Source organism: Leisingera sp. ANG-M7 (genome assembly GCF_000813965.1).
Classification (GTDB): domain Bacteria; phylum Pseudomonadota; class Alphaproteobacteria; order Rhodobacterales; family Rhodobacteraceae; genus Leisingera.
In genome coordinates this window covers 135,703-156,258 of the sequence record NZ_JWLI01000013.1, presented here as the reverse complement: position 1 = coordinate 156,258, position 20,556 = coordinate 135,703, and the positions used below count along the sequence as shown (strand labels likewise).

General features: G+C 64.7%; 19 protein-coding genes. 9 read left to right on the top strand and 10 right to left on the bottom strand.

From position 1 onward, the window contains the following. Positions 1-66 precede the first annotated feature (66 nt). Both RA26_RS16225 and RA26_RS16220 read right to left on the bottom strand, forming a co-directional pair. The gene (locus RA26_RS16225) at positions 67-1,317 is read right to left on the bottom strand and encodes an MFS transporter (RefSeq protein WP_039185340.1); all 1,251 of its coding nucleotides are present in this window, start codon (positions 1,315-1,317) and stop codon (positions 67-69) included. A 129-nt stretch (positions 1,318-1,446) separates the two neighbouring features. Beyond that, positions 1,447-2,049 carry a TetR/AcrR family transcriptional regulator gene (locus RA26_RS16220; protein WP_039185339.1) on the bottom strand — a complete coding sequence of 201 codons (603 nt, stop codon included), beginning with the start codon at positions 2,047-2,049 and terminating at the stop codon, positions 1,447-1,449. A gap of 157 nt (positions 2,050-2,206) precedes the next feature. Here RA26_RS16220 and RA26_RS16215 point away from each other — a divergent pair, with 157 nt between their 5' ends. From RA26_RS16215 to RA26_RS16190, 6 genes are all read left to right on the top strand, one after another. After that, positions 2,207-2,770, top strand: a complete 564-nt coding sequence (locus RA26_RS16215) for a carboxymuconolactone decarboxylase family protein (RefSeq protein WP_039185338.1) — start codon at positions 2,207-2,209, stop codon at positions 2,768-2,770. Positions 2,771-3,094: 324 nt separating this feature from the next. Beyond that, on the top strand, positions 3,095-4,240 hold the full coding sequence (rffA, locus tag RA26_RS16210) for a dTDP-4-amino-4,6-dideoxygalactose transaminase (protein ID WP_039185337.1): 1,146 nt from the start codon (positions 3,095-3,097) through the stop codon (positions 4,238-4,240). Continuing rightward, the gene (locus RA26_RS16205) at positions 4,240-4,812 is read left to right on the top strand and encodes an acyltransferase (protein WP_039185335.1); all 573 of its coding nucleotides are present in this window, start codon (positions 4,240-4,242) and stop codon (positions 4,810-4,812) included. Before rffA ends, RA26_RS16205 begins: the two co-directional genes overlap by 1 nt. A gap of 9 nt (positions 4,813-4,821) precedes the next feature. After that, positions 4,822-5,718, top strand: a complete 897-nt coding sequence (locus RA26_RS16200) for a hypothetical protein (RefSeq protein ID WP_039185333.1) — start codon at positions 4,822-4,824, stop codon at positions 5,716-5,718. Positions 5,719-5,783: 65 nt separating this feature from the next. Continuing rightward, on the top strand, positions 5,784-6,860 hold the full coding sequence (zapE, locus tag RA26_RS16195; RefSeq protein ID WP_039185330.1) for a cell division protein ZapE: 1,077 nt from the start codon (positions 5,784-5,786) through the stop codon (positions 6,858-6,860). Beyond that, positions 6,857-7,762 (top strand): bestrophin family protein, encoded by a 906-nt coding sequence (locus RA26_RS16190; protein ID WP_039185327.1) that lies wholly within the window; start codon positions 6,857-6,859, stop codon positions 7,760-7,762. The genes zapE and RA26_RS16190 overlap by 4 nt, the downstream gene beginning before the upstream one ends. 227 nt (positions 7,763-7,989) lie before the next feature. Here RA26_RS16190 and RA26_RS16185 read toward each other — a convergent pair whose 3' ends face one another. The 3 genes from RA26_RS16185 to RA26_RS16175 all read right to left on the bottom strand — a co-directional run bounded on the left by RA26_RS16185 (position 7,990) and on the right by RA26_RS16175 (position 11,274). Further along, complete coding sequence (locus RA26_RS16185) at positions 7,990-9,258, bottom strand: bifunctional folylpolyglutamate synthase/dihydrofolate synthase (protein ID WP_039185325.1); 1,269 nt, start codon at positions 9,256-9,258, stop codon at positions 7,990-7,992. 111 nt (positions 9,259-9,369) lie between these two features. Then, positions 9,370-10,320 (bottom strand): acetyl-CoA carboxylase, carboxyltransferase subunit beta, encoded by a 951-nt coding sequence (gene accD, locus RA26_RS16180; protein ID WP_039185319.1) that lies wholly within the window; start codon positions 10,318-10,320, stop codon positions 9,370-9,372. A gap of 63 nt (positions 10,321-10,383) precedes the next feature. After that, entirely contained in the window at positions 10,384-11,274 is an 891-nt protein-coding gene (locus RA26_RS16175; protein ID WP_039185316.1) for a CPBP family intramembrane glutamic endopeptidase, read from the bottom strand. 297 nt (positions 11,275-11,571) lie between these two features. On the opposite strand from RA26_RS16175, the gene RA26_RS16170 reads away from it, so the two are divergent. The 3 genes from RA26_RS16170 (at position 11,572) to RA26_RS16160 (ending at position 13,513) form a co-directional block, all read left to right on the top strand. Then, complete coding sequence (locus RA26_RS16170) at positions 11,572-12,264, top strand: hypothetical protein (RefSeq protein WP_241482666.1); 693 nt, start codon at positions 11,572-11,574, stop codon at positions 12,262-12,264. Positions 12,265-12,346: 82 nt separating this feature from the next. After that, positions 12,347-13,108, top strand: a complete 762-nt coding sequence (locus RA26_RS16165) for a DUF6478 family protein (protein WP_039185313.1) — start codon at positions 12,347-12,349, stop codon at positions 13,106-13,108. A gap of 27 nt (positions 13,109-13,135) precedes the next feature. Beyond that, positions 13,136-13,513: a hypothetical protein gene (locus tag RA26_RS16160; protein ID WP_039185311.1), complete on the top strand. Its 378-nt coding sequence runs from the start codon at positions 13,136-13,138 to the stop codon at positions 13,511-13,513. A gap of 18 nt (positions 13,514-13,531) precedes the next feature. Here the strand turns inward: RA26_RS16160 and RA26_RS16155 are convergent, their stop codons facing one another. The 5 genes from RA26_RS16155 to gpmI form a co-directional block, all read right to left on the bottom strand. Continuing rightward, on the bottom strand, positions 13,532-14,275 hold the full coding sequence (locus tag RA26_RS16155; RefSeq protein WP_039185308.1) for an isocitrate lyase/PEP mutase family protein: 744 nt from the start codon (positions 14,273-14,275) through the stop codon (positions 13,532-13,534). Next, complete coding sequence (locus RA26_RS16150) at positions 14,272-15,336, bottom strand: bifunctional transcriptional activator/DNA repair enzyme AdaA (protein WP_039185305.1); 1,065 nt, start codon at positions 15,334-15,336, stop codon at positions 14,272-14,274. The genes RA26_RS16155 and RA26_RS16150 overlap by 4 nt, the downstream gene beginning before the upstream one ends. A gap of 1,086 nt (positions 15,337-16,422) precedes the next feature. Next, positions 16,423-17,757 carry a S41 family peptidase gene (locus tag RA26_RS16145; RefSeq protein ID WP_039185453.1) on the bottom strand — a complete coding sequence of 445 codons (1,335 nt, stop codon included), beginning with the start codon at positions 17,755-17,757 and terminating at the stop codon, positions 16,423-16,425. Between the two features lie 7 nt (positions 17,758-17,764). Further along, the gene (locus tag RA26_RS16140) at positions 17,765-18,898 is read right to left on the bottom strand and encodes a murein hydrolase activator EnvC family protein (protein WP_039185303.1); all 1,134 of its coding nucleotides are present in this window, start codon (positions 18,896-18,898) and stop codon (positions 17,765-17,767) included. Continuing rightward, entirely contained in the window at positions 18,895-20,412 is a 1,518-nt protein-coding gene (gene gpmI / locus RA26_RS16135; protein ID WP_039185299.1) for a 2,3-bisphosphoglycerate-independent phosphoglycerate mutase, read from the bottom strand. Before gpmI ends, RA26_RS16140 begins: the two co-directional genes overlap by 4 nt. Between the last annotated feature and the right edge of the window lie 144 nt (positions 20,413-20,556).

Here is a 20,556-nt window from a genome sequence, read left to right as displayed (position 1 = left end):
GCGGCAGCGCCTTTCAGGTCGATACTACCTGCAACGCACAGCCCGCCTCCAGGCGGGCCAGCCGTGTTACGCTGCCGCCGGGACTGCCGGCTGCGCCAGCGGCCGCTCCTTCACCGGCAGGTGAACAATTGCGCTGAACGCCCCGACGCCGACACCGATCCACCAGACCAGGGTGTAATCGCCATAGGCATCATACATCCGCCCGCCCAGCCAAACGCCCAGGAAGCTGCCCAGCTGGTGGCTGAAGAACACGATGCCATAGAGCGTCCCCATATAACGCAGGCCATAGATATGCGCGACCAGCCCTGAGGTCAGCGGCACCGTCGCCAGCCACAAGGAGCCCATCGCGACAGAGAAGATGATGACGCTCAGCGGCGTGATCGGGAACAGGATGAAGGCCGCCGCCGCAATGGTGCGCCCGGTATAAATCGCCGCCAGCAGGTATTTCTTGGAGTACCGCTTGCCCAGGTAGCCCGCCAGCAGCGTGCCGCCGACGTTGGCCGCGCCGATCAGCGAAATCGCCGCCGCCCCCAGCGCCGAGGTGGTGGTGATCCCGATCGAATGCAGCGCGCCCCCCGGCAGGATCGGCCCGCACATCTCGGTGACAAAGGCCGGGAAATGCGCGGTGACAAAGGCCAGCTGGTAACCGCAGCTGAAAAAGCCCAGGAAGATCAGCGTGTAAGACGGATCCTTGAACGCCTTCTTCAGGATCGCGCCCATGCTCTCTTCCAGCTCCATCTTACTGGCTGCCTCCGGCGCCCGCATCAGCGGCAGCAGCGCAATCAGCGCCAGCACCACGCCCGCAAACAGCAGGAAAATCGTCTGCCAGGGCAGGAAGCCCAGCAGCCACTCCGCCGTCGGGGCGCCAAAGATCTGCCCGGCAGAGCCTGCCGCAGTGACAATCGCCAGCGACATGGACCGGTTTTCGTCGGAACTGGCGCGACCAACCACCGCCAGCACCACGCCGAACCCGGTGCCAGCAATGCCAAAGCCCACCAGCCACTCATAGGATTGCATCTCAAACGGGGTCGTTGACCAGGCGCTCAGCACCAGCCCGGCGGCATAGACAACCGCCCCCATGATGATCGCCTTGCGGTCGCCGATCTTCTCGGCAATGGCGCCGAAGATCGGCTGCCCGATACCCCAGGCCAGGTTCTGGATGGCAATCGCCAAGGAGAACTCCGAGCGCAGCCAGCCGAACTCCTCCGCAATCGGGATCTGAAAGACGCCGAAGGAGGCGCGCACCGCAAAGCTCACCATGATGATGATGCAGCCGACGATCAAAACGGGTGTAAACAGCGGCGCGGGACGGTCCATCGGCTCTCTCCTGATAAGCCGGTGAACCCTCAGGGAAAATTGCTGCCCGGTCAAATCAGGATTTTTGAGCGCACCCTTAAGAAATTTTGATGTGAGGCGCCGCGAACGGCCTGCACGATACCGCGAAGCCTAGGTCTGCCTCACGCGCATAGCCTCGACTTTCTGCGCCAGCTCCTCGGCTGAAACCGCCAGCTCCTCGCGGCTGATCCGCCGGGAGGCCTCAAACCCCAAGGCAGTCAGATCAGCCTGATACCGGCGCGCCAAATGAGCTGCATCAGCCTCGCCGGGCAACTCCCCCAGCTGCTTTGCCTGCTCAAACGCTGCAGCCATTTCGGCAATCATCTGATCGATGTACTGCCCTGCAAGCTCCCCCAGCTTGGCGTCCTGCTCGGTGGCGCCAAGAAGCGTCTTGACCAGCATGCAGCTGCTGCGCTGCGGATCATCCAGCGGCAGCCGGGCAAAGCGGCGCAGATAGTCTGCCAGCCCCTGCAGCGGTGACGCCGCCGCCTTGAGCGTCGATACAAAATCCGCATGCTGTTTGCGGAAGTACCGCTCCAGCGTCAGGCCAAACAGTGTTTCCTTGCTGTTGAAGGCAGCATAGATGCTGCCCGGCTTCATGTTCAGCGCTGCTTCGATGTCTTTCAGCGACGTCGCGTAATACCCTTTTCGCCAGAAAAGGGTCAGCGCCGCGTCCAATGCGGCATCACGGTCATATGGCTGCGCGCGTGGCATGGCCCGATGAATACGCCAGATTTCCCGCTTTGTCTTGCCGCTAATGCCCCCCAGAATGTCACATTTGAGTGATCACTCAATTTTCCCCATTGAGCAATCACTCAAACTCACCATATTGCCTGGACAGGACGCAACATAGCCAACCACAGGATCCAAGATGACCAATTTCACAATGCACGACGAAACCACCGCCCCCGAAGCCAGCCGGGAACTTCTGGAAAATGCCAAGAAGGCCTATGGTGCCATTCCCGGCCTCTACGCCGTCATGGCCGAGGCCCCGGAACTTCTGAAATCCTACCATGCCGTGCATGCGCAATTCGTGGACTCAGGCTTTACCGCCGAGGAGCTCACCGTTGTCTGGCAGGCAATCAACGTTGAAAACGGCTGCGGCTACTGCGTGCCTGCCCACACTGCCATCGCCAAAAGCATGAATGTCGATGATGCCATCGGCAATGCCCTGCGCGACGGGACCCCGCTGCCCAACGCCCGCCTTGAGGCTCTGCGCGACTTTACCCTGACAATGGTGCGGGACCGCGGCCATGTCTCTGAACAGGATATGCAGGCCTTTCTCGCGGCCGGCTTCAGCACCCGCAACATGCTGGGGGTCATTCTTGGCTATGCCCAGAAAGTGATGTCGAACTACACCAATCACCTGGCCCACACTCCGGTGGACAAGATGTTCCAACCCTTTGCATGGCAACCCGCCCAGGCAGCCGAATAACCGGCGCGGCGGTTGCGGCTTTCTGCCAGCGCCGCCAATCGCCGAAGCGATGCGAATACAACAGGCCGGGCCTCTGCTGCCCGGCCTGACACTGCCTCATTCAACGCCCTGGCTTCCCGTCCTCAACGCCTCGCCTGACCACACATCACCTGCCAAAGCGAGGCGGGCAATTTGCAGAACAATCTGGACCGGGACCGGGAAACCCAGCGCCGCCAGCAACAGGCAAGCTCCCTCCTGCCGCGCCAGCCCTGCCCCCGGTTCCCTTGCGGCTTGCGGCAAAGCCAATATAAAGGTCGGCGAAGATCAAGCGAGGCGGGCTGGCACATGGGCACAGCGAAAATCCCTTTTAACAAACCCTCGATGATCGGCGGGGAGCTGGCGCATATCCAGGAGGCGCTGGAATACGGGCAGCTGTCCGGTGACGGGCGGTTCACCCATCTATGCAACGCCCAGATCGCGGAAAAGACCGGCGCTGATGCGGCGCTGCTGACCCATTCCTGCACCGCTGCGCTGGAAATGGCGGCGCTGCTTTGCGATCTGCAGCCGGGGGATGAGGTGATCATGCCCTCGTTCACCTTTGTTTCCACCGCCAATGCCGTCGCCCTGCGCGGTGCGGTGCCGGTATTCGTGGACATCGACCCTGAAACGCTCAACATCGACCCGGAAAAAGCCGCCGCCGCCATCAGCACCCGAACCCGCGCCATCTTTGCGGTGCATTACGCGGGCTTCCCCGCCGACATGGACCGGCTGGCAGAGATCGCCCGCGCCCATAATCTGGTGCTGGTGGAGGATGCGGCACAGGCCTTTGGCTCCACCTACAAGGGCTGCCCGGCAGGCTCGCTGGGCGATATGGCGACCTTCAGCTTTCATGAGACCAAGAACATCATCAGCGGCGAGGGCGGTGCCCTCACCCTGACCCGCCCCGACCTTGTGGAACGGGCCGAGATCATCCGCGAGAAAGGCACCAACCGCTCCCGTTTCCTGCGCGGCCAGGTGGACAAATATACTTGGGTCGACATCGGCTCCTCCTTCCTGCCGGGGGAGCTGATCGCCGCCTTCCTCTATGGCCAGCTGGAACAGTCGGACTCAATTCTGAAAACCCGGCTGGCGCTCTATGACCGCTACTGCGAGGCCTTCACCGACCTTGAGGCCGCAGGCCGCGTCACCCTGCCCAAGACACCGCCGGACACCACCGGCAACGGGCATATGTTCTATCTGCTGATGCGCGACCTGGACGACCGCGACGCCTTCATCTCCGGCATGCGCGAGGCAGGCATCATCACCCCGTTCCACTATGTGCCGCTGCATTCGGCGCCCGCGGGCCTGCGCTATGGCCGCAGCGCCGGCGATCTGCCGGTGACCAACGATATTTCCGCGCGCCTGGTCCGCCTGCCGATGTTCTTCGCGCTTGGCAGCAGCATCGAAACTGTGATTGAGACAGCCCGCAGCTGGCTGCAGCGGAACCCCTGATGGCCTATTACCCGCAGGAAACGCTTGCGCAGATGGGATTTGCGTCTCTCGGCACCAACGTCAGGATCAGCGACAAGGCATCGCTTTACGAGGTGCACAGGATGCACATCGGCGACAACAGCCGGATTGATGATTTCTGCGTGATTTCAGGCGGCATCAGCCTGGGCCGCAATGTGCATATTGCCCCCTTCTGCCTGCTGGCCGGCGGCACCCCCGGCATCACGATGGCGGACTTTTCCGGCCTCGCCTACCGGGTGTCGGTCTTTGCCCAATCGGATGACTACAGCGGTGCGACCATGACCAACCCGACAGTGCCCGCGGACTACAAATCCGAAACCTTGGCCCCGGTGCACATCGGCAGGCACTGCATTGTGGGTGCCGGCACGGTCATTGCCCCCGGCGCTGATCTGGGCGAGGGCTGCTGTGTCGGGGCGATGTCACTTGTGCTGAAGCCTGCGGATGCCTGGATGGTCTATGCCGGCGTGCCCGCCCGCAGGATCAAGGACCGCAGCAGGGACCTGCTGGAACTGGAACGGCGTTACCGCGCTTCCGAAGCGGCTTCGCAAGGCTGAGGAAACTGCATGATGAACCGCCCGGCCTACCTGGTTTACGCCCCCCCTTACGATCCCGACAGCGGCGGCTGCATCTTTCTGCACGAGCTGGTCAACGCGCTGAATGCGCTGGGACAGAAGGCCATGCTCTGGCCCTGGCACCAGCAACCGCCTTCAGGAATGGTGGCGGCCTTGAAGGCCCGGCTGCGCCGCTCACGCTTTCGGCCAGCCCCGTTTGCAACAAACCCCGCCCTCAACACGCCGGTTGCAACGCCCGCGGATTTCACCCGGTCCAGCATCGTCGTCTACCCTGAGGTAACCCTGGGCAATCCTCTGGGTGCCCGGAATATTGCCCGCTGGCTGCTTTACACACCCGGCATCAAGGACCCCTTTGAGTTCACCGAAGGGGAGATGTTCTTCTGCGCCGGCAAAATGTCCGACATCCCGGATATCACCGGCGGCGCGCCGGAACTGTTCCTGTGGCGCCGCAACCCGGCCTACCGGAACCAGAACCGTGCCGGCCGCAGCGGGGCCTGCTACATCGTCCGCAAGGGCGCGCACAAGGACCGCATCCCCGAGACGGAAAACGCCATTCCGATCGACGGCCTGTCGCATGAAGAAATCGCAGAGATCTTCAACCGCTGCGACACTTTCTACTCCTATGACGAGGCCACCTTCTATTCCCAGTATGCCGCCATCTGCGGCTGCCAGAGCGTGGTGATCCCCGGGGTCTACGCCAGCCGCGCGGAATGGACCCGGAACCACGAACTGGGGCGCTACGGCATTGCCTATGGCACCAGCGCAGCTGAGCTGGAGCACGCAGCAGCAACCCGCCATCTGGTCGCCGGACTGCTGCAGGAGCAGGAAGACCGCGGGCTGAAGACAGTGGAAAACTTCATCGCCTTGACGCAGGACAGGTTCCGCTGACCCGCCGGCTTGCCGCCCCCAATCCTGTGCTTCCCATCCCCCGCGCCCCGCGCTATCCCTGTGCCATGACCCATTTGAGCGCGCTTTACCGGCAGAAAATCGACGCGGGCGAATTGAAGCCCGACCCGGCACAGGAAGCCGTGCTTCCTCATTTCGACCGCATCGCCGAAGGCCTGATGGCTCCGCCGGTGAAACGCGGCTTCTTCCGCAAGGCGGAGTTTGAAGCAGTGCAGGGGCTCTACCTCTGGGGCGGGGTCGGGCGCGGCAAGTCGATGCTGATGGACCTGTTTGTCGACAGCCTCGGCGATATCCCTTCGCGCCGGGTGCATTTCCACGCCTTCATGCAGGAAATCCACACCCGGATGCATCAGGCCCGCCAGGACGGCGTCGAGGACGCGCTGGCCCCGGCGGCGGCCGAGGTCGCAGAATCCGTGCGCCTGCTGGCCTTTGACGAGATGCAGATCACCGACATCACCGATGCGATGATCGTCGGCCGCCTGTTCGAGGCGCTGTTTGCCGCTGGTGTCACGGTGATCACCACCTCCAACCGGGTACCGGACGACCTCTACAAAAACGGCCTCAACCGCCAGCTGTTCCTGCCCTTTATCGATCTGATCAAGGAGCATATGGCGGTGCATGAAATGGTCAGCACCACCGATTACCGGCAGGACCGGCTGACCGGCGCGCAGGTCTATTTCGCCCCCGTGGACGGCGAGGCCCGCGCACAGATCCGCGCGATCTGGCAGGATCTGTCGGGCGGCGGCGCGGCGCAGCCGCTGACGCTGGAGGTGAAGGGCCGCGAGGTCACCCTGCCCGCTTTCCGCAACGGGGTGGCGCGCGCAACCTTCTATGACCTCTGCGGCAAAATGCTGGGGCCGGGCGACTACCTTGCCATCGCCGAGGAGGTGAAGGTGCTGGTTCTGGAGGACATCCCCCGCCTCAGCCGCAACAACTTCAACGAAGCCAAGCGCTTCGTGACCTTGATCGACGCCTTGTACGAGGCCAAGGTGCGGCTGATCTGTTCAGCGGCGGCGCAGCCCGAAATGCTCTATGTCGAGGGCGAGGGCACCTTTGAATTCGAACGCACCGCCTCCCGCCTGCGCGAAATGCAGGACAAGGACTGGGGCAGCGAAACCCCATGATCGTCCGCGATACGCCCCGGCGCCGCGAAATCTTCCTGATCCTGAACGGATCGGTGGTGCCGCGCATCCTGCCCAACATCATCGGCGCCGCGCTCTGGGCGCTCCTGGTGCTGGTGCTTGACCGTTATGCCTTTGAGATGCCGCAGATTTCCATCGCTGCGATGGGGGTCTTCGGCCTGTCGCTGTCGCTGTTTCTCAGCTTCCGCAACAACGCCGCCTATGACCGCTGGTGGGAGGCGCGGCGGATCTGGGGCCGCATGGTCTCCGACGTGCGCAGCCTGGCGCAGGAACTGCGGATCTTCGCGGGCAAAGGTCCCGACGAGGACTTCATCCTGACCCGCATCCTCGCCTTCCATCACCTGCACCGCGCCCAGCTGCGCGGCGATGAGGTGCGGGAGACGGTGGGGCATTGGATCGGGCCGGAGGCGGCAGAGCAGCTGATACGGGACCCCAACGGCCCCAACGCGGCCCTGCGGGACATCGCCACCCGCCTGCGCGAGATGGCGGAGGACGGCCGCATCGACGGCTTCGGCCAGCGCGCGCTTGCCGAACGGCTGGCCGCCTTCCCCGCCGCCCAGGCCGGGAACGAGCGGCTGCTGACCACGCCGCTGCCCTTCGTCTACTCCTTGCTGGTCTGGCGCACCACGTATCTCTACTGCCTGCTCTTGCCCTTTGCCTTGCTGGACAGCGCCGGCTGGTTCGAGCCGCTGGTGGCCGCTGTGGTGGCCTATGTGTTTTTCGGCCTCGCCGAGGTCACGCATGAGTTGGAGCACCCGTTCCGCAAACAGGCCAATTCAGTGCCGCTCAGCGCCATGTGCCGGGTGATGGAAATCTCGGTCTGCAACGCCCTGGGCCGCGAAGCGCCGCCCAGGCTGGAGCCTGTGGACTACGTTCTGGATTAGGGGGCGGAGGGAAGAAGGGGGCACTGCCCCTTCGGCCTGCCGGCGGGCTCCGCCCGTTCGAAAGCGAAACTGTCCCCCGAACAGTTTCCGGGAAGCTTTCTCACCCCCGGAGGACTTCCGGAAAGATGAAAAAGCGGCGGCGCCGCGCCAGCGGCGCCCGGCCCAACGGGGTGAGACCGGCAGGTCGAAGCCGGGCGGGAGAGCCTCCCCCGCCGCAGCCGTAAGCCTTAGCCGTTTTCGCGCAGGACATGGCCCGCCAGATACAGCGAGCCGCAGATCAGCACCCGCGCCTGCGGGTCCTTGGCCACAACTGCCTGCAGCGCTGCCAGGGTGTTCTCCGCCGTGCCGGCCTTGATGCCCACGGACTTGGCCGCGGCCTCGGTCTCTTCTGCGCTCAGCGTGTTCACCTCATCCGGGATCGAAATCGCGGTCAGGCTGGCCACATGCGGCGCCAGCGGGGCCATGTAGCCGCTCACGTCCTTGGTGTTCAGCATGCCGCAGATCAGATGGGTGGGGCGTGCCGGCAGTTTTGCCAGCACATCCGCCAGCGCCACGCCGGCCGCAGCGTTGTGGCCGCCGTCCAGCCACAGTTCAGCCTCCGGCGCCGCTGCGATCAGCGGGCCCGTTTTTAGCTTCTGCATCCGCGCGGGCCATTCGGCGTTCACCATGGCCGCCTCGCAGGCGGCCTCATCCGCGCCCAGATGGCGCAGAGCCGCCAGCGCAGCACCGGCGTTCTGGATCTGATGCGCACCCAAAAGCGCGGGCAGCGGCAGATCCAGCAGGCCGTTTTCATCCTGGAACACCAGCCGGCCGCGTTCTTCGCAGACATGCCAATGCTGGCCATAGGCAATCAGCGGCGCACCGAGACGGGCAGCGGTGGCTTCGATCACCTCCGTCGCCTCGTCGGGCTGCGGGCCAACCACAACCGGCACGCCGCGCTTGATGATGCCCGCCTTTTCGCCTGCGATCTTGGCCAGCGTGTTGCCCAGAAACTGCTCGTGGTCGATGGAAATGGGGGTGATCACAGACACCTCCGGCGTGATCACGTTGGTGGCGTCCAGACGTCCGCCCAGCCCAACCTCCAGCAGCGTGTAATCCGCAGGCGTACGTGAAAACGCCAAGAGGCCCGCCACCGTGGTGATCTCGAAATAGGTGATGTTCTCGCCGCCGTTCTTGGCATAGCACTCGTCCAGCACCTCGGTCAGATGTGCCTCGGAGATCAACTCCCCCGCAAGCCGGATCCGCTCATGGAACCGCGCCAGATGCGGCGAGGTATAGGCGTGCACGCTCTTGCCCATCCCCTCAAGGCCCGCCCGGATCATCGCCTGGGTGGACCCCTTGCCGTTGGTGCCCGCCAGGTGGATCACCGGCGGCAGGTTTTCCTGCGGATTATCCAGCGCCGCCAGCAGCCGCCAGACCCGGTCCAGCGTCAGGTCGATGATCTTGGGGTGCAGCGCCATCATGCGGGCGAGGATCGCGTCGGAGGTCTGGGTCATCAGCCTGGTCCTGTCAGGTCGGAGTGTCTTGGGCGGCAAAGAACAGCGCCCGCCCTGGAAGGGACGGGCGCTGACCGGCCTTCTCGGCCATGCGTATCTGTTTAAACCGGTTTACTCGGCAGCTTCTTCGCTGACTGCGCCATCCGCCGGCGCATTTGCGGCCTTGGGCGCCTCTTCCTTCTCCGGTGCGGGCAGATCGCCCGCCACCTGCGGCGGCAGCCCCATCAGCATCCGGATAATGGTGATCAGCTCTTCGCGCATCTCGGTGCGCGGGGTCACCCGGTCCAGCATGCCGTGATCCAGCAGATACTCAGCGCGCTGGAAGCCGTCCGGCAGCTTCTCGCGGATGGTCTGCTCGATCACCCGGGGGCCTGCAAAGCAGATGAGCGCGTTCGGCTCGGCGATATGCACATCGCCCAGCATCGCATAAGACGCCGTAACACCGCCGGTGGTCGGATGGGTCAGCACCACGATATAGGGCAGCCCCGCCTCTTTCAGCATCTCCACCGCAACGGTGGTGCGCGGCATCTGCATCAGCGACAGAATGCCTTCCTGCATCCGCGCACCGCCAGCGGCGGAGAACAGCACCAGCGGGCGGCCCAGCTTCACGGCCTCCTCAGCCGCAGCGATGATGGCATTGCCCACATACATGCCCATCGAACCGCCCATGTAGGAGAAGTCCTGCGCGGCAGCGATAATGGGCGTGCGGCCGATCTCGCCCGCGGCCACCAGCATCGCGTCTTTCTCGCCGGTCTTCTTCTGCGCCGCCTTGATCCGCTCGGGGTATTTCTTCTGATCCTTGAACTTCAAGGGATCGGCCAGCGGCTCCGGCACCGCGACCTCGGTGAACACACCGCCATCAAACAGTGCGATGAAACGGTCGCGCGGGGTGATGTTCATGTGATGGCCGCAGCTGGTGCAGACGTTCTGATTGTCGCTCAGCTCGCGGTGAAACAGCATGGTGCCGCATTCATCGCATTTCTGCCAAAGGTTCTCGGGCACTTCGCGGCGCGAAAAGATCGAGTTGATCTTGGGCCGGACGTAGTTGGTGATCCAGTTCATATTGCTTGCCTCTCCGGGGGCGCGGTTTGTCCCCCAGATAAGGCGCATTTGCCGCAATTGCAATCAGCGGCGTATGGCAAGCCGCGCGCAAAGCCAGCTGACACTCATCAGAAGGAAATCCACCGCCATCCACGGCCGCAGCGCCTGCACATCCGCCAGATCAAAGGGGATCAGATAGAGCGCCAGCCCATTGAGGCTGGTGGGGGAGCCGAACAGCAACAGAGCAGTGACGTTGTTAAAGAAATGCACCGCCATTGCCGGGCCGAGGGTGCCGGCCCGCGCCGTCAGGTCCGCCATCAGCACCCCGAACAGCCCGGCCCAGGCGGTGATCACCAGCGCGTTGTCCCCGGCCTCGGTCGGCAGGTAATGGCCCAGTGCAAACAGCGCAGAGGGCCCCAGCAGCCAGACCGCAGGGTGGCGGAACCGCGCCGCCAGCGCCTGCTGGATATAACCGCGGAACAGGATCTCCTCCGATCCGGTCTGCACCAGCACCGCGGCGATAGACAGCGGCAGCAGGCCGAACCAGGTCCAGAACGGCAGGTTCCGGGTCATCGGCGGCCCCATGTCATAGGGCGGCAGCGCCATCAGCAGCAGGCTGAGACCCAAGAGAAACAGGCTGACCCGGCCGAACTGATGCGCCAGCGGGCGCAGATGGCCCGTCACGGTGGCAAAGCCGCGCTGGTGGAACAGCCGCGCCGCCATCGCCACCCCCAGCGACAGAAAGGCAAAGCTGCCCAAGAGCACCAGCATCGCGCCCGGTGTGCTGCCATCGGCCAGCCCCAGCAGCCAGTCGCCCGGGAACATCCCCGCCACCACCACCTGCAGCGCCGCCGTCAGGGCAAAGCTGACCGAGGCCACCAGCACCAGACCCAGCATCAACCGCCACAGCGCCGGCTGGTGCCGGGCGTAGCGCACCAGCGCCTCATGCGCCCTGTAACTGTGCCTGTCGTGCATAGGTCCTCCGCGCCGCATCAGGATCCGGCGGCAATCCGGCCCACGTTATGCATTGCTGCAACGCCAAGGCAAGTCAGGCACGCCTGCCGGCGGTTCAGCCTTGCCGCCCCGGTCCCCGCTCCGTAATGATTCCCGTAAAAAACAAGACCGGCAGGACCAGCAGTGATCAGAACAAGCAACGGGAAACCCGTGCCTTTTGCCGCGCCCGGCGGAAAGGCGCCCACGCGGCGCGGCACGGCGGCGGCGTGCGTGCTCGCTGCCTTCGCAGTGGCGGGATGCAGCCCGGCGCCCCAAGGCATGCCCTTTGCCTCCCGCACCGCCAGCCAGGCGCCGCAGGCCGGGATGCAGGTGATGTCCTTTGGTGGCGGCGATGTGCTGCTGGCCGCACCCGGAGCCTATTGTTTCGACCGGCGCAGCAGCCAGACCGACAAGGACGGCGGCTTTGCACTTCTGGCCCATTGCAGCCGCATGGGGCGTCAGAACTGGTTCGGCGCCCGTAAGTCGGCGGTGCTCACCGCCTCGATCGGCCCGGCCAAACCCGCTGCCGCCGCTCCGCAGGCCGCCGACATCGCCGCTATGTTCCCCGACGCCAAAGTGCTTGAAACCCGTGAGGACCAGCTCCTGCCGCTGGTCAAGCTGGAGTTCCCCGGCGCCGTCGCCGACAGCGCCAGCCCGGTGCACTGGCGCGGTGCTTTCGTACTCGACCGCCACCTTGTCGCACTGGCGCTTTATGCGCCCGAGGGCAGCCGGGCGCTTGGCGGCCACGGCGCCGCCCTGCTGAACGAGATGACCCACCGCACGCTGGAGGCCTCCACCCTGCCATCGCTGGAAACCGCGGCGGTCCCGCCGCGCCCCGTCTCCGCAGCTCCCGCACCGGGCCTGCGCCCGCAGCCTCGCCCGGCTGAGCTGCAGGCACCGGCGGCTGACAGCGCAGAAGAGACAGGCAAAAAACGCGGGCTGCGCCAGCGGATTGCCGGTTTATTTCAATAGCCGCGCCCGGTTACACTGCCGCCAGCCCCGCAACGGGGCAGGACGGGCAAGCAAGACCTTTTAACAGGCAAGAGAGAGCACGATGGGCAGGATCATGGACCGGTTGTTTCACCTGCGCAGCCTGCGCCGCTGGCGCGCGGCGGCTGAAGAATCCTCGCGCGCGCCGCTGTCGGAACTGCGCCGCCAGCGCAATCAGGCACGCCAGCTGCGCACCCATCTGGACCGGCTGATCCACACCGCCGACGGCCGCCTGGCGCTGCCGCAGATCGGCTCTTCCTTCTTTCCGCGCCCGCATGGCACCGACTGGTCCTGGCGGCCTCAGATGTGGCGCGGCCCCTTGCCGGAACGCGGTCTTGCGGAAGTCCCGCCCAAGGCCCGCCTGGGCGATGAGGTGCAGCTGTTCCACGACTGCAGCGTTTCCGAACTGACCCTGCGCCAGCTCCGCAATACCCGCGAGGAGGACCTTGCCCCCTTCGGCCTGCGCATGGATGTGTTCAAGTTCGACGGCTCCTTCCTGTCGCTGGTGATCGACCTCCCGCCCGAGGCCGTGCAAGGCATCACCCGCCAGCACCTGCTGCGCATCGACAGCATCATCGAATCCGAGAAGCCGATCGAGATCTTCGCCCGCCTCAACATCCAGCACGGCCCCAACACCGAACAGCTGGTGCGCGAGCTGCCCCAGGACGACAAGAACATCGTGGTCGAATTCGACCTCGCCTATTCCAAGCTGAACGAAAAACGGATCGAGAAGATCTGGCTCGACCTGATCTTTGAAGCCCCCGACCTGAACCAGGTGGTCCTGCGCGACCTGACCTTCTCGCGCCACCGCCGCGCGGCGATCTGAGGAACCCTGCCCCATGAGTGACCCGACATGAGCAGCCTGACACTGACCAAGATCCGCTTCCGCAACGGCATATGGGAGGGCAAGATCAGCAAAGCCCCCGTCACCGGCGCACGGCCAGATATTACCGTGATGTTCCAGGATCAGCCTGTCAGGGACGTGGTTCTGACCGAGGGCCAGAAAGACGGCGACTGGCTGGTAGCCGTGCCAGTGCCGCCGGAGGCCGTGGCCGACGGGGTGCAGACCTTCGTGATCTTCGATGCCGCAGACAGCACCCGGCTGGGCGATTTCACCCTGATCGCGGGCGAGGCAGTGGCGGACGACCTGCGCGCCGAAGTGGAACTGCTGCGCGCCGAGCTCGATATGCTGAAACGCGCCTTCCGCCGCCACTGCCTCGAAACGATGTAGGGGCCTGCCCCTGAACGCCTATTCCAGCGCCTGGAAATGCTCCGTCAGTACCTGCATCAGTTTCGCATGCGGGATCGGGCCATAGCTGCAGCGCGCCACACCCGCCTGCCGTGCGGTCTCCAGCGTGATGCCGCGCATCATCGTGTTGACCGGCACGGGGCTGCCCTCGCAGACCCGCGCAATCAGATCCGGATCGGTCAGCCCCGGCACAAAGAACCCGTTACCGCCGGCCGCCGCATAGGCCGCCACGCGCTCCAGCGCCTCTGGCACCAGGCCCGCGTGTTTGGAAGCATCTTTTTCCTTCAGAAACAGATCCGTGCGGGCATTCACAAAGATGTCCGCATGGGCCGCCCGCACCGCAGCCACCCGCCGCGCCTGCTCTTCGACATCATAGAGCCCGTCGCCGCCGACCACCTGATCCTCAAAGTTCAGCCCCACCGCACCGGTCTCTGCCAGCCGCTTCACATTGGCGGTCAGCTGCTCCGGTTCGCGGGCGTATCCGCCCTCGAAATCAATCGTCACCGGCAGGTCTGTGGCGGCCACGATGCGTTCCGCATTGCCCAGCACAAACTCCAGCGGCACCTTCTCTCCGTCCGGGAACCCCTGTGCAGCTGCCACCGGGAAGCTGCCGGTCGCCAATGCCGACGCACCCGCCCCGGCAATCGCCTTGGCGCTGCCCGCATCCCAAATGTTGTAAAGCACCACCGGATTGCCCGGCTGATGCAGCGCCGCAAATCCGCGCGCGCGCTCAGAATATGTCATGCTGAAATCCTCTGTCTGTAGCCTGTTTCAATCTCAATCAGCCGCTGCTTGCGCCATAGGCCCCCGCCATAGCCGGTCAGCGATCCATCAGCTGACAGCACCCTATGGCAGGGTACCACCAGCGCCAGCTGGTTGGAGCCGTTGGCCCGCGCCACCGCCCGGGTGGCTGAGGCCCGGCCCAGCTCCCGCGCGATCTGCGAATAGCTGCGGGTCTCGCCTGCCGGGATGGTCAGCAGATAGCGCCAGACCTCGCGCTCAAACGCGGTGCCGTGCAGCGCCAGCGGGGTCTGGAAATCCGCGCCCTCGCCTGCAAAGAAGTGGCGCAGCTCCTCTGCAATCTGCTCTGTCGGTGCCGTGCGGCCAAAACCCAGGCCGCCGGGCTGCGCCTTTTGCAGCTTGGCCACCTCCCGCGGCAGCGCCTTGCGGTCGGCAAACTCCAACAGGTGCAACTGATGGGCACAGCTGATCGCAATCATCGCGCCCAGGGGCGTGTCGATCCAATCCGCCAAGAGCAGCGCATCCTTGCGGAACGCCCCGGGCGCAATCCCCACCAGTTTCGCGAAAGCCGCGCGGAAGGCGCTGGCGCTTTCGAAACCTGCATCAATCTGCGCCGCAATTACCGGCTCGCCGGCCTTCAGCGCCGTGAACCCCTCGCGCAACCGCCGCTGCCGCGCCATCTCCAGGAAGGTCATGCCGAAATGCCGCTTGAAGGCGCGCCGCACGGTGGACGCATCCAGCCCCAGCCGCAGCAGATCATCCTCTCCCCAGCGGTACGCGGGCCGCGCCTCCAGCCGCGCCAGCAGATCCTGCACCATCGGGTCATCGCCCGCCGCCGCCGCCAAGGGCTTGCAGCGCTTGCAGGCGCGGAACCCCGCCTCGATGCAATCGCCCGGCGTGGCATGGAAGCGGCAGTTCTCATACTTCGGCTTGCGCGCCGGGCAGGTCAGCCGGCAGAAAATGCCGGTGGAGGTCACGCCGACATAGGCGCGCCCCTCATAGGCGGCGTCGCGGTCTAGCAGCGCCTGGTACAGCGTGCGGGAATCAGGCAGGTCGAACATCATGGTGCGACCATAGCCCAGCCCGCTCCGTCAGTACGCCGGATATCGGGCGTTTATTGTCACGAAGACGCGAGAATACGGGCATGCCAGTCAGTTTCAACTTTCAACCATTTGCACACTCTTTGTCGGCTGAAGCTGCCAGTGCCGAATCAAGAATTGCTAAATTTACCGGATTACAAGCGCACAGAAGAAAATCTAACGGCAAACTTTCTCTACTGTGTAAGTAAGCGAACAAAACAACCCGGAAGCAGAGCAGGAAGAAAACTTTCGCCTTTTCAGAAGCTTGCTAGATGCCTGTGGATGGATGCTCTCTAATGCTGGACATGCAGAGGAGAACCATAGATCCTTGAAGTGTGGAGCCGGACAGCACCAGATATGGTGGCTGCCCGGCGAAACTGGCTCCGGCGGAGGTCCGCTTTGCTACCAGCTTGGTCTAGCACCCATAGCTTATTAGCAGAGCGGACCAAGCTGCAAGTTGAATTGCTTGGCTAGGTATTTTCTGCACCCAGATGTCATTACGCAATTCCTGTCTCCCATAAGGGCGGGCGCCTGCCCGCGGGGTGGCGCTGCAACGCTTGCGTGGGGCAGTTTATCCCAGCCGCGTCCGTACGAGCTCTCAATGGAACACTACGTCCGCCAAAGCGCCAGCCCGTGCGGGCGGGCAGGCGCTCGCCCGGCGGCGCTGCGCGCCTTGTTCCGGGCGGGAAAGTTCACTTCCGCCAAGGTGTTGCGCACCCACCGTACGGTGCCTTCACGCGATACTCATCCGTTTTTGCCAGACTGCCCCCTGATCGATCCCCCGCCATGGCTCTGCGCACGGGCCATGATACAAGGCGCAGGCATCTGTGGAGCTGCCTGCGTATCACCCGGAGACCGGCCCTGATAAAAAGGGGGTCGTTCAGGAAATCCTGTCCGAGCAGGCCCCCGGCGGGGTCTGTCCATTCTCTACCCGGCGGCGCCGCCCCCTTAACTGGGACACAGCGCATAAACGGCACAGCACTCAAGCCCCGCCAGACCCGGCGGCTAGTTGAAAAACGAAAAAGGCCGCCCAACCGGACGGCCCCTTCCTGATGCGTGTTTGCGCGGGCCTTATTTCGGCCCCAGCGCCACCATCCCCTTCAGGATGTCGATGGCATAGGCCAGCTGGTAATCCTGCTCGCGCAGTTCCGCGGCTTTCTCGGCCTTCTCGCGTTCTTCCTCGATCTGGCGGATTTCATCCTCGGACAGGCTGTCGTTGTTCAGGCTGCCGCGCAGGTCGGCTTCCGAACGCGACCGGCGGGTGGACGAGTCGTTGTCTTCCTCAGCCGCCGCGGTCCGGCGCGGCTGCGCCACCACGATGTCGGGCGAGACGCCCAGCGCCTGGATCGAGCGGCCCGACGGCGTGTAGTAGCGCGCTGTGGTCAGGCGCATCGCGCCCTCGCCCTTCAGCGGCATCACGGTCTGGACCGAGCCCTTGCCGAACGACTTGGTGCCCACCACGATGGCGCGGCGGTGGTCCTGCAGCGCACCCGCAACGATTTCCGACGCTGAGGCCGAACCGCCGTTGATCAGCACCACGATCGGCTTGCCTTCCGCCAGATCGCCCGGCGTTGCGTTGAACCGCTCGCCGTCTTCCGGGTCGCGGCCGCGGGTGGAGACGATTTCACCGGATTCCAGGAAGCTGTCGGCCACCTTGATCGCCTGGGTCAGCAAACCGCCCGGATTGTTGCGCAGGTCCAGCACGATGCCGTTGACATTATCTATGCCGCCGGCTTCCTCGATCTGCTTCTTGAGGTTTTCCTCGAGGTTCGGCGTGGTCTGGTCGTTGAAGGTGGTTATCCGCATCACCACGGTGTCGCCCTCGGTGCGGGCACGCACAGCGGTCAGCTTGATGGTGTCGCGGATGATCGAGACATCAAACGGTTCCGCCTCGCCCTCACGCACCACGGTGATCACGATTTCCGAACCGACCGGCCCGCGCATCAGCTCCACCGCGTCGTCCAGCGACAGGCCCAGAACGCTTTCGCCGTCCACATGGGTGATGAAATCGCCGGCTTCCATCCCGGCCTCATCTGCCGGGGTGCCGTCGATCGGGGAGACAACTTTGACAAAGCCCTCTTCCTGGGTGACCTCAATCCCCAGGCCGCCGAACTCGCCACGGGTCTGCACCCGCATGCTGGCCGCGTCATCCGGCGACAGGTAGCTGGAATGCGGATCCAGCGAGGCCAGCATGCCGCTGATCGCTGCCTCGATCAGCTCCTTCTCGTCGACTTCCTCGACATATTGCGCACGGATGCGCTCGAAGATGTCGCCGAACAGGTCCAACTGCTCATAGACGTTTGCCTCGCGCACGCCTTCCTGCGCCAGCAAGGGGCCCGCCACATAGGTTGTCGCCACGATCCCTGCCAGCGTGCCGCCGACGGCGGCCATCGCAAATTTCTTCATCAAGCCTTCATCCACCTTTTCCAGTGCGGAACCACGTTTCGGGGTCCACCGGGCTGTTGTCCATTCTCACTTCTATATAGAGCGTTTCTGTCCGGTCAGTTCCACCCCCTTCACCGCTTGTTGACAGAATTGCGTCCGGTTTCGGGTTTTCTCCGCTCATCAGACCGACAGGGGTGCCCTCGGGGATCACCTGCCCCGCCTCGCCAAAGACCTCGGCCAGGCCCGACAGCACAAACAGCGTCTCCGGCTGCGGCTCCAGAATCACCACGTTGCCCAGGTCCAGCAGCGGCCCGCGATAGCGGATGGTGGCTGCGGTGGGCGATGTGACCAGCGCCCGGGGGCGGGCGGCAATCAGCCAGCCGGGCCGGGCAATGCCCGCGGCATCGCGCTCGCCGTAACCGCGCAGCACCAGCCCCTCCACCGGCAACGGCAGCGTGCCGCGCAAACCGCTGATGTCGGCCTCACTGGCGGCAATCCCGCCATCGGCAATCTCCGCCAGCCCGTCGGCAAAACCCGACAGCGTCTCGGTCGAAGAGATCAGGATCGCAGTGCGCACCGGATCCTCGGTAAAGCGTTTCGGCAATGTGGTGCGGTCGGCAATGGCGGTGGACAGCTGCACCCGGGCGCTCTGCACGCCCGCCAGCCCCTCTTCCAGCGTCTTCGCGGCGTTCTGCTGCAGCAGGCGCAAGCTCTGCACCTCATCCAGATCCGCCTTCAGCACCTGCGCCCGTGCCTGCAGCGCCGGCGTCACCTCTGCCAGCATCATCGCAGACCGCGCCGCGCCCAAAGGCCCGGAAGGATGCACCATCAGCACCGGCGGCGGCGAGGTTTCAATGGTCTGGATGATCCCCAGAAGGCCGGAGACCTCCTCCTGCCGCGCCGCCAGCTGGGCGCTCAGCTGCCCCTCGCGCCGCGCCACCCGGCGCAAGCCGTCGCGCATCGCCGCAAGCCCCGCCTCATAGGCCTGCACGGTAGAGGTCAGCGCCTTCACCCGGTCGCGGGAACTGTCAGCCTCCTGCAGCTTGACCGAGGCCATCTCCAGCTGCTCTGCCGCGTCCCGCGCGGCCTCTGCCGGATCCGCTGCCGCCTGCAGCGGCGCAGCCAGCACGGCCAGCAGCACAAGGCCCGCGCGCCGGATCATGACAGCAGGCTCTCCCCGGTCATCTCAGCCGGTTTCTCCAGCCCCATCAGTTCCAGGATGGTGGGTGCCAGATCGGCCAGGCGGCCATCGCGCAGCTGCGCGCCCTCCGGCCCGCCGACCAGCGCCACCGGCACCAGGTTCAGCGTGTGGGCAGTGTGGGCGCCGCCGGTTTCCGGGTCCACCATCACCTCGCAGTTGCCGTGATCGGCGGTGACGATCATCGCGCCGCCTGCCTTCTCCAGCGCCGCGACCACCTTGGCCAGCCCCTGGTCCACCGCCTCGCAGGCGCGGATCGCGGCCTTCAGATCGCCAGTGTGGCCCACCATGTCGGGGTTGGCGTAGTTGGTGACAATGAGGTCATAGCCCGCCTCGATCGCCTCGACGAATTTCTCCGTCACTTCCGGTGCCGACATCTCCGGCTGCAAGTCATAGGTCGCCACGTTGGGAGACTTCGGCATGAAACGGTCTTCACCCTCTTCCGGCTCTTCCTTGCCGCCATTGAGGAAGAACGTCACATGCGGGTATTTCTCGGTCTCGGCCAGGCGGAACTGGGTCTTGCCGTGCTGGGCGACCCAAGCACCCAGCGTGTTGACAATCGCCGCCTTCGGGTAGGCGGTGGTCATGTAATCATTGTGGGCATCGGAATATTCCACCATGCCCATCAGCGCTGCCAGGTTCGGGCGCTGGCCGGCGTCGAACTCCGCAAACCCCGGCTCGCCGATGGCGCGCAGGATTTCCCGCGCGCGGTCGGCGCGGAAATTGAGGCAGAAAAACCCGTCGCCGTCCTTCACGCCCTCAAACCCTTCCAGCACTGTGGCAGCAATGAATTCATCGGTTTCCGACTGGTTATAGGCATGGTCCACCGCGCTGTGGGCGGTCTGGCCGGGCCGCCCCTTGGCGTGAATCATCGCATCATAGGCTTCGCTCACTCGACCCCAGCGGTTGTCGCGGTCCATCGCGAAATAGCGCCCGGTGACGGTGGCAATGCGCACGCCTTCGGGCAGTTTTTCCTCCAGCCGCCGGAAGTGGCGGAAGGCCGATTTCGGCGCCACATCGCGCCCGTCGGTGATCGCGTGCAGCCAGACCGGCACCCCGGCCTCGTGAATGGCTTTCACCGCCGCCAGGATGTGGTTGATATGGCCGTGCACACCGCCGTCAGAGACCAGCCCCATCAGATGCGCCGCGCCGCCGCTGTCCTTCAGCTGCGCGATAAAGTCCTGCAGCGCCGCGTTTTCAAAGAAGCTGCCGTCCTCGATCGCCAGGTCGATCTGGCCCAGGTCCATCGCCACCACCCGGCCTGCGCCGATGTTGGTGTGGCCGACCTCGGAATTGCCCATCTGCCCGGTCGGCAGGCCCACATCCGGCCCGTGGGTGATCAGCCTGGCGCTTGGCCCCTTGGCCATGATCGCATCAAAAGCCGGGGTCTGCGCCAGATATGGCGCGTTGGCCTTGCCGGGCTCGCCGCTGCCCCAGCCATCGAGAATGCACAGGACAACGGGTTTGGGTGCGGTCATGGATCAGCTCCGGGGCAGGGCAAGATTAGGCAATGTTCGCAAGCCTTCTAACGCCTTGCCGCGCCGGGGTGAACCGGCTTTCCTGCCACAGTTGGCGTTATCAGGGCGCGGCACCCCGGCAACGCCGCTTCATCTTTCCCCAAA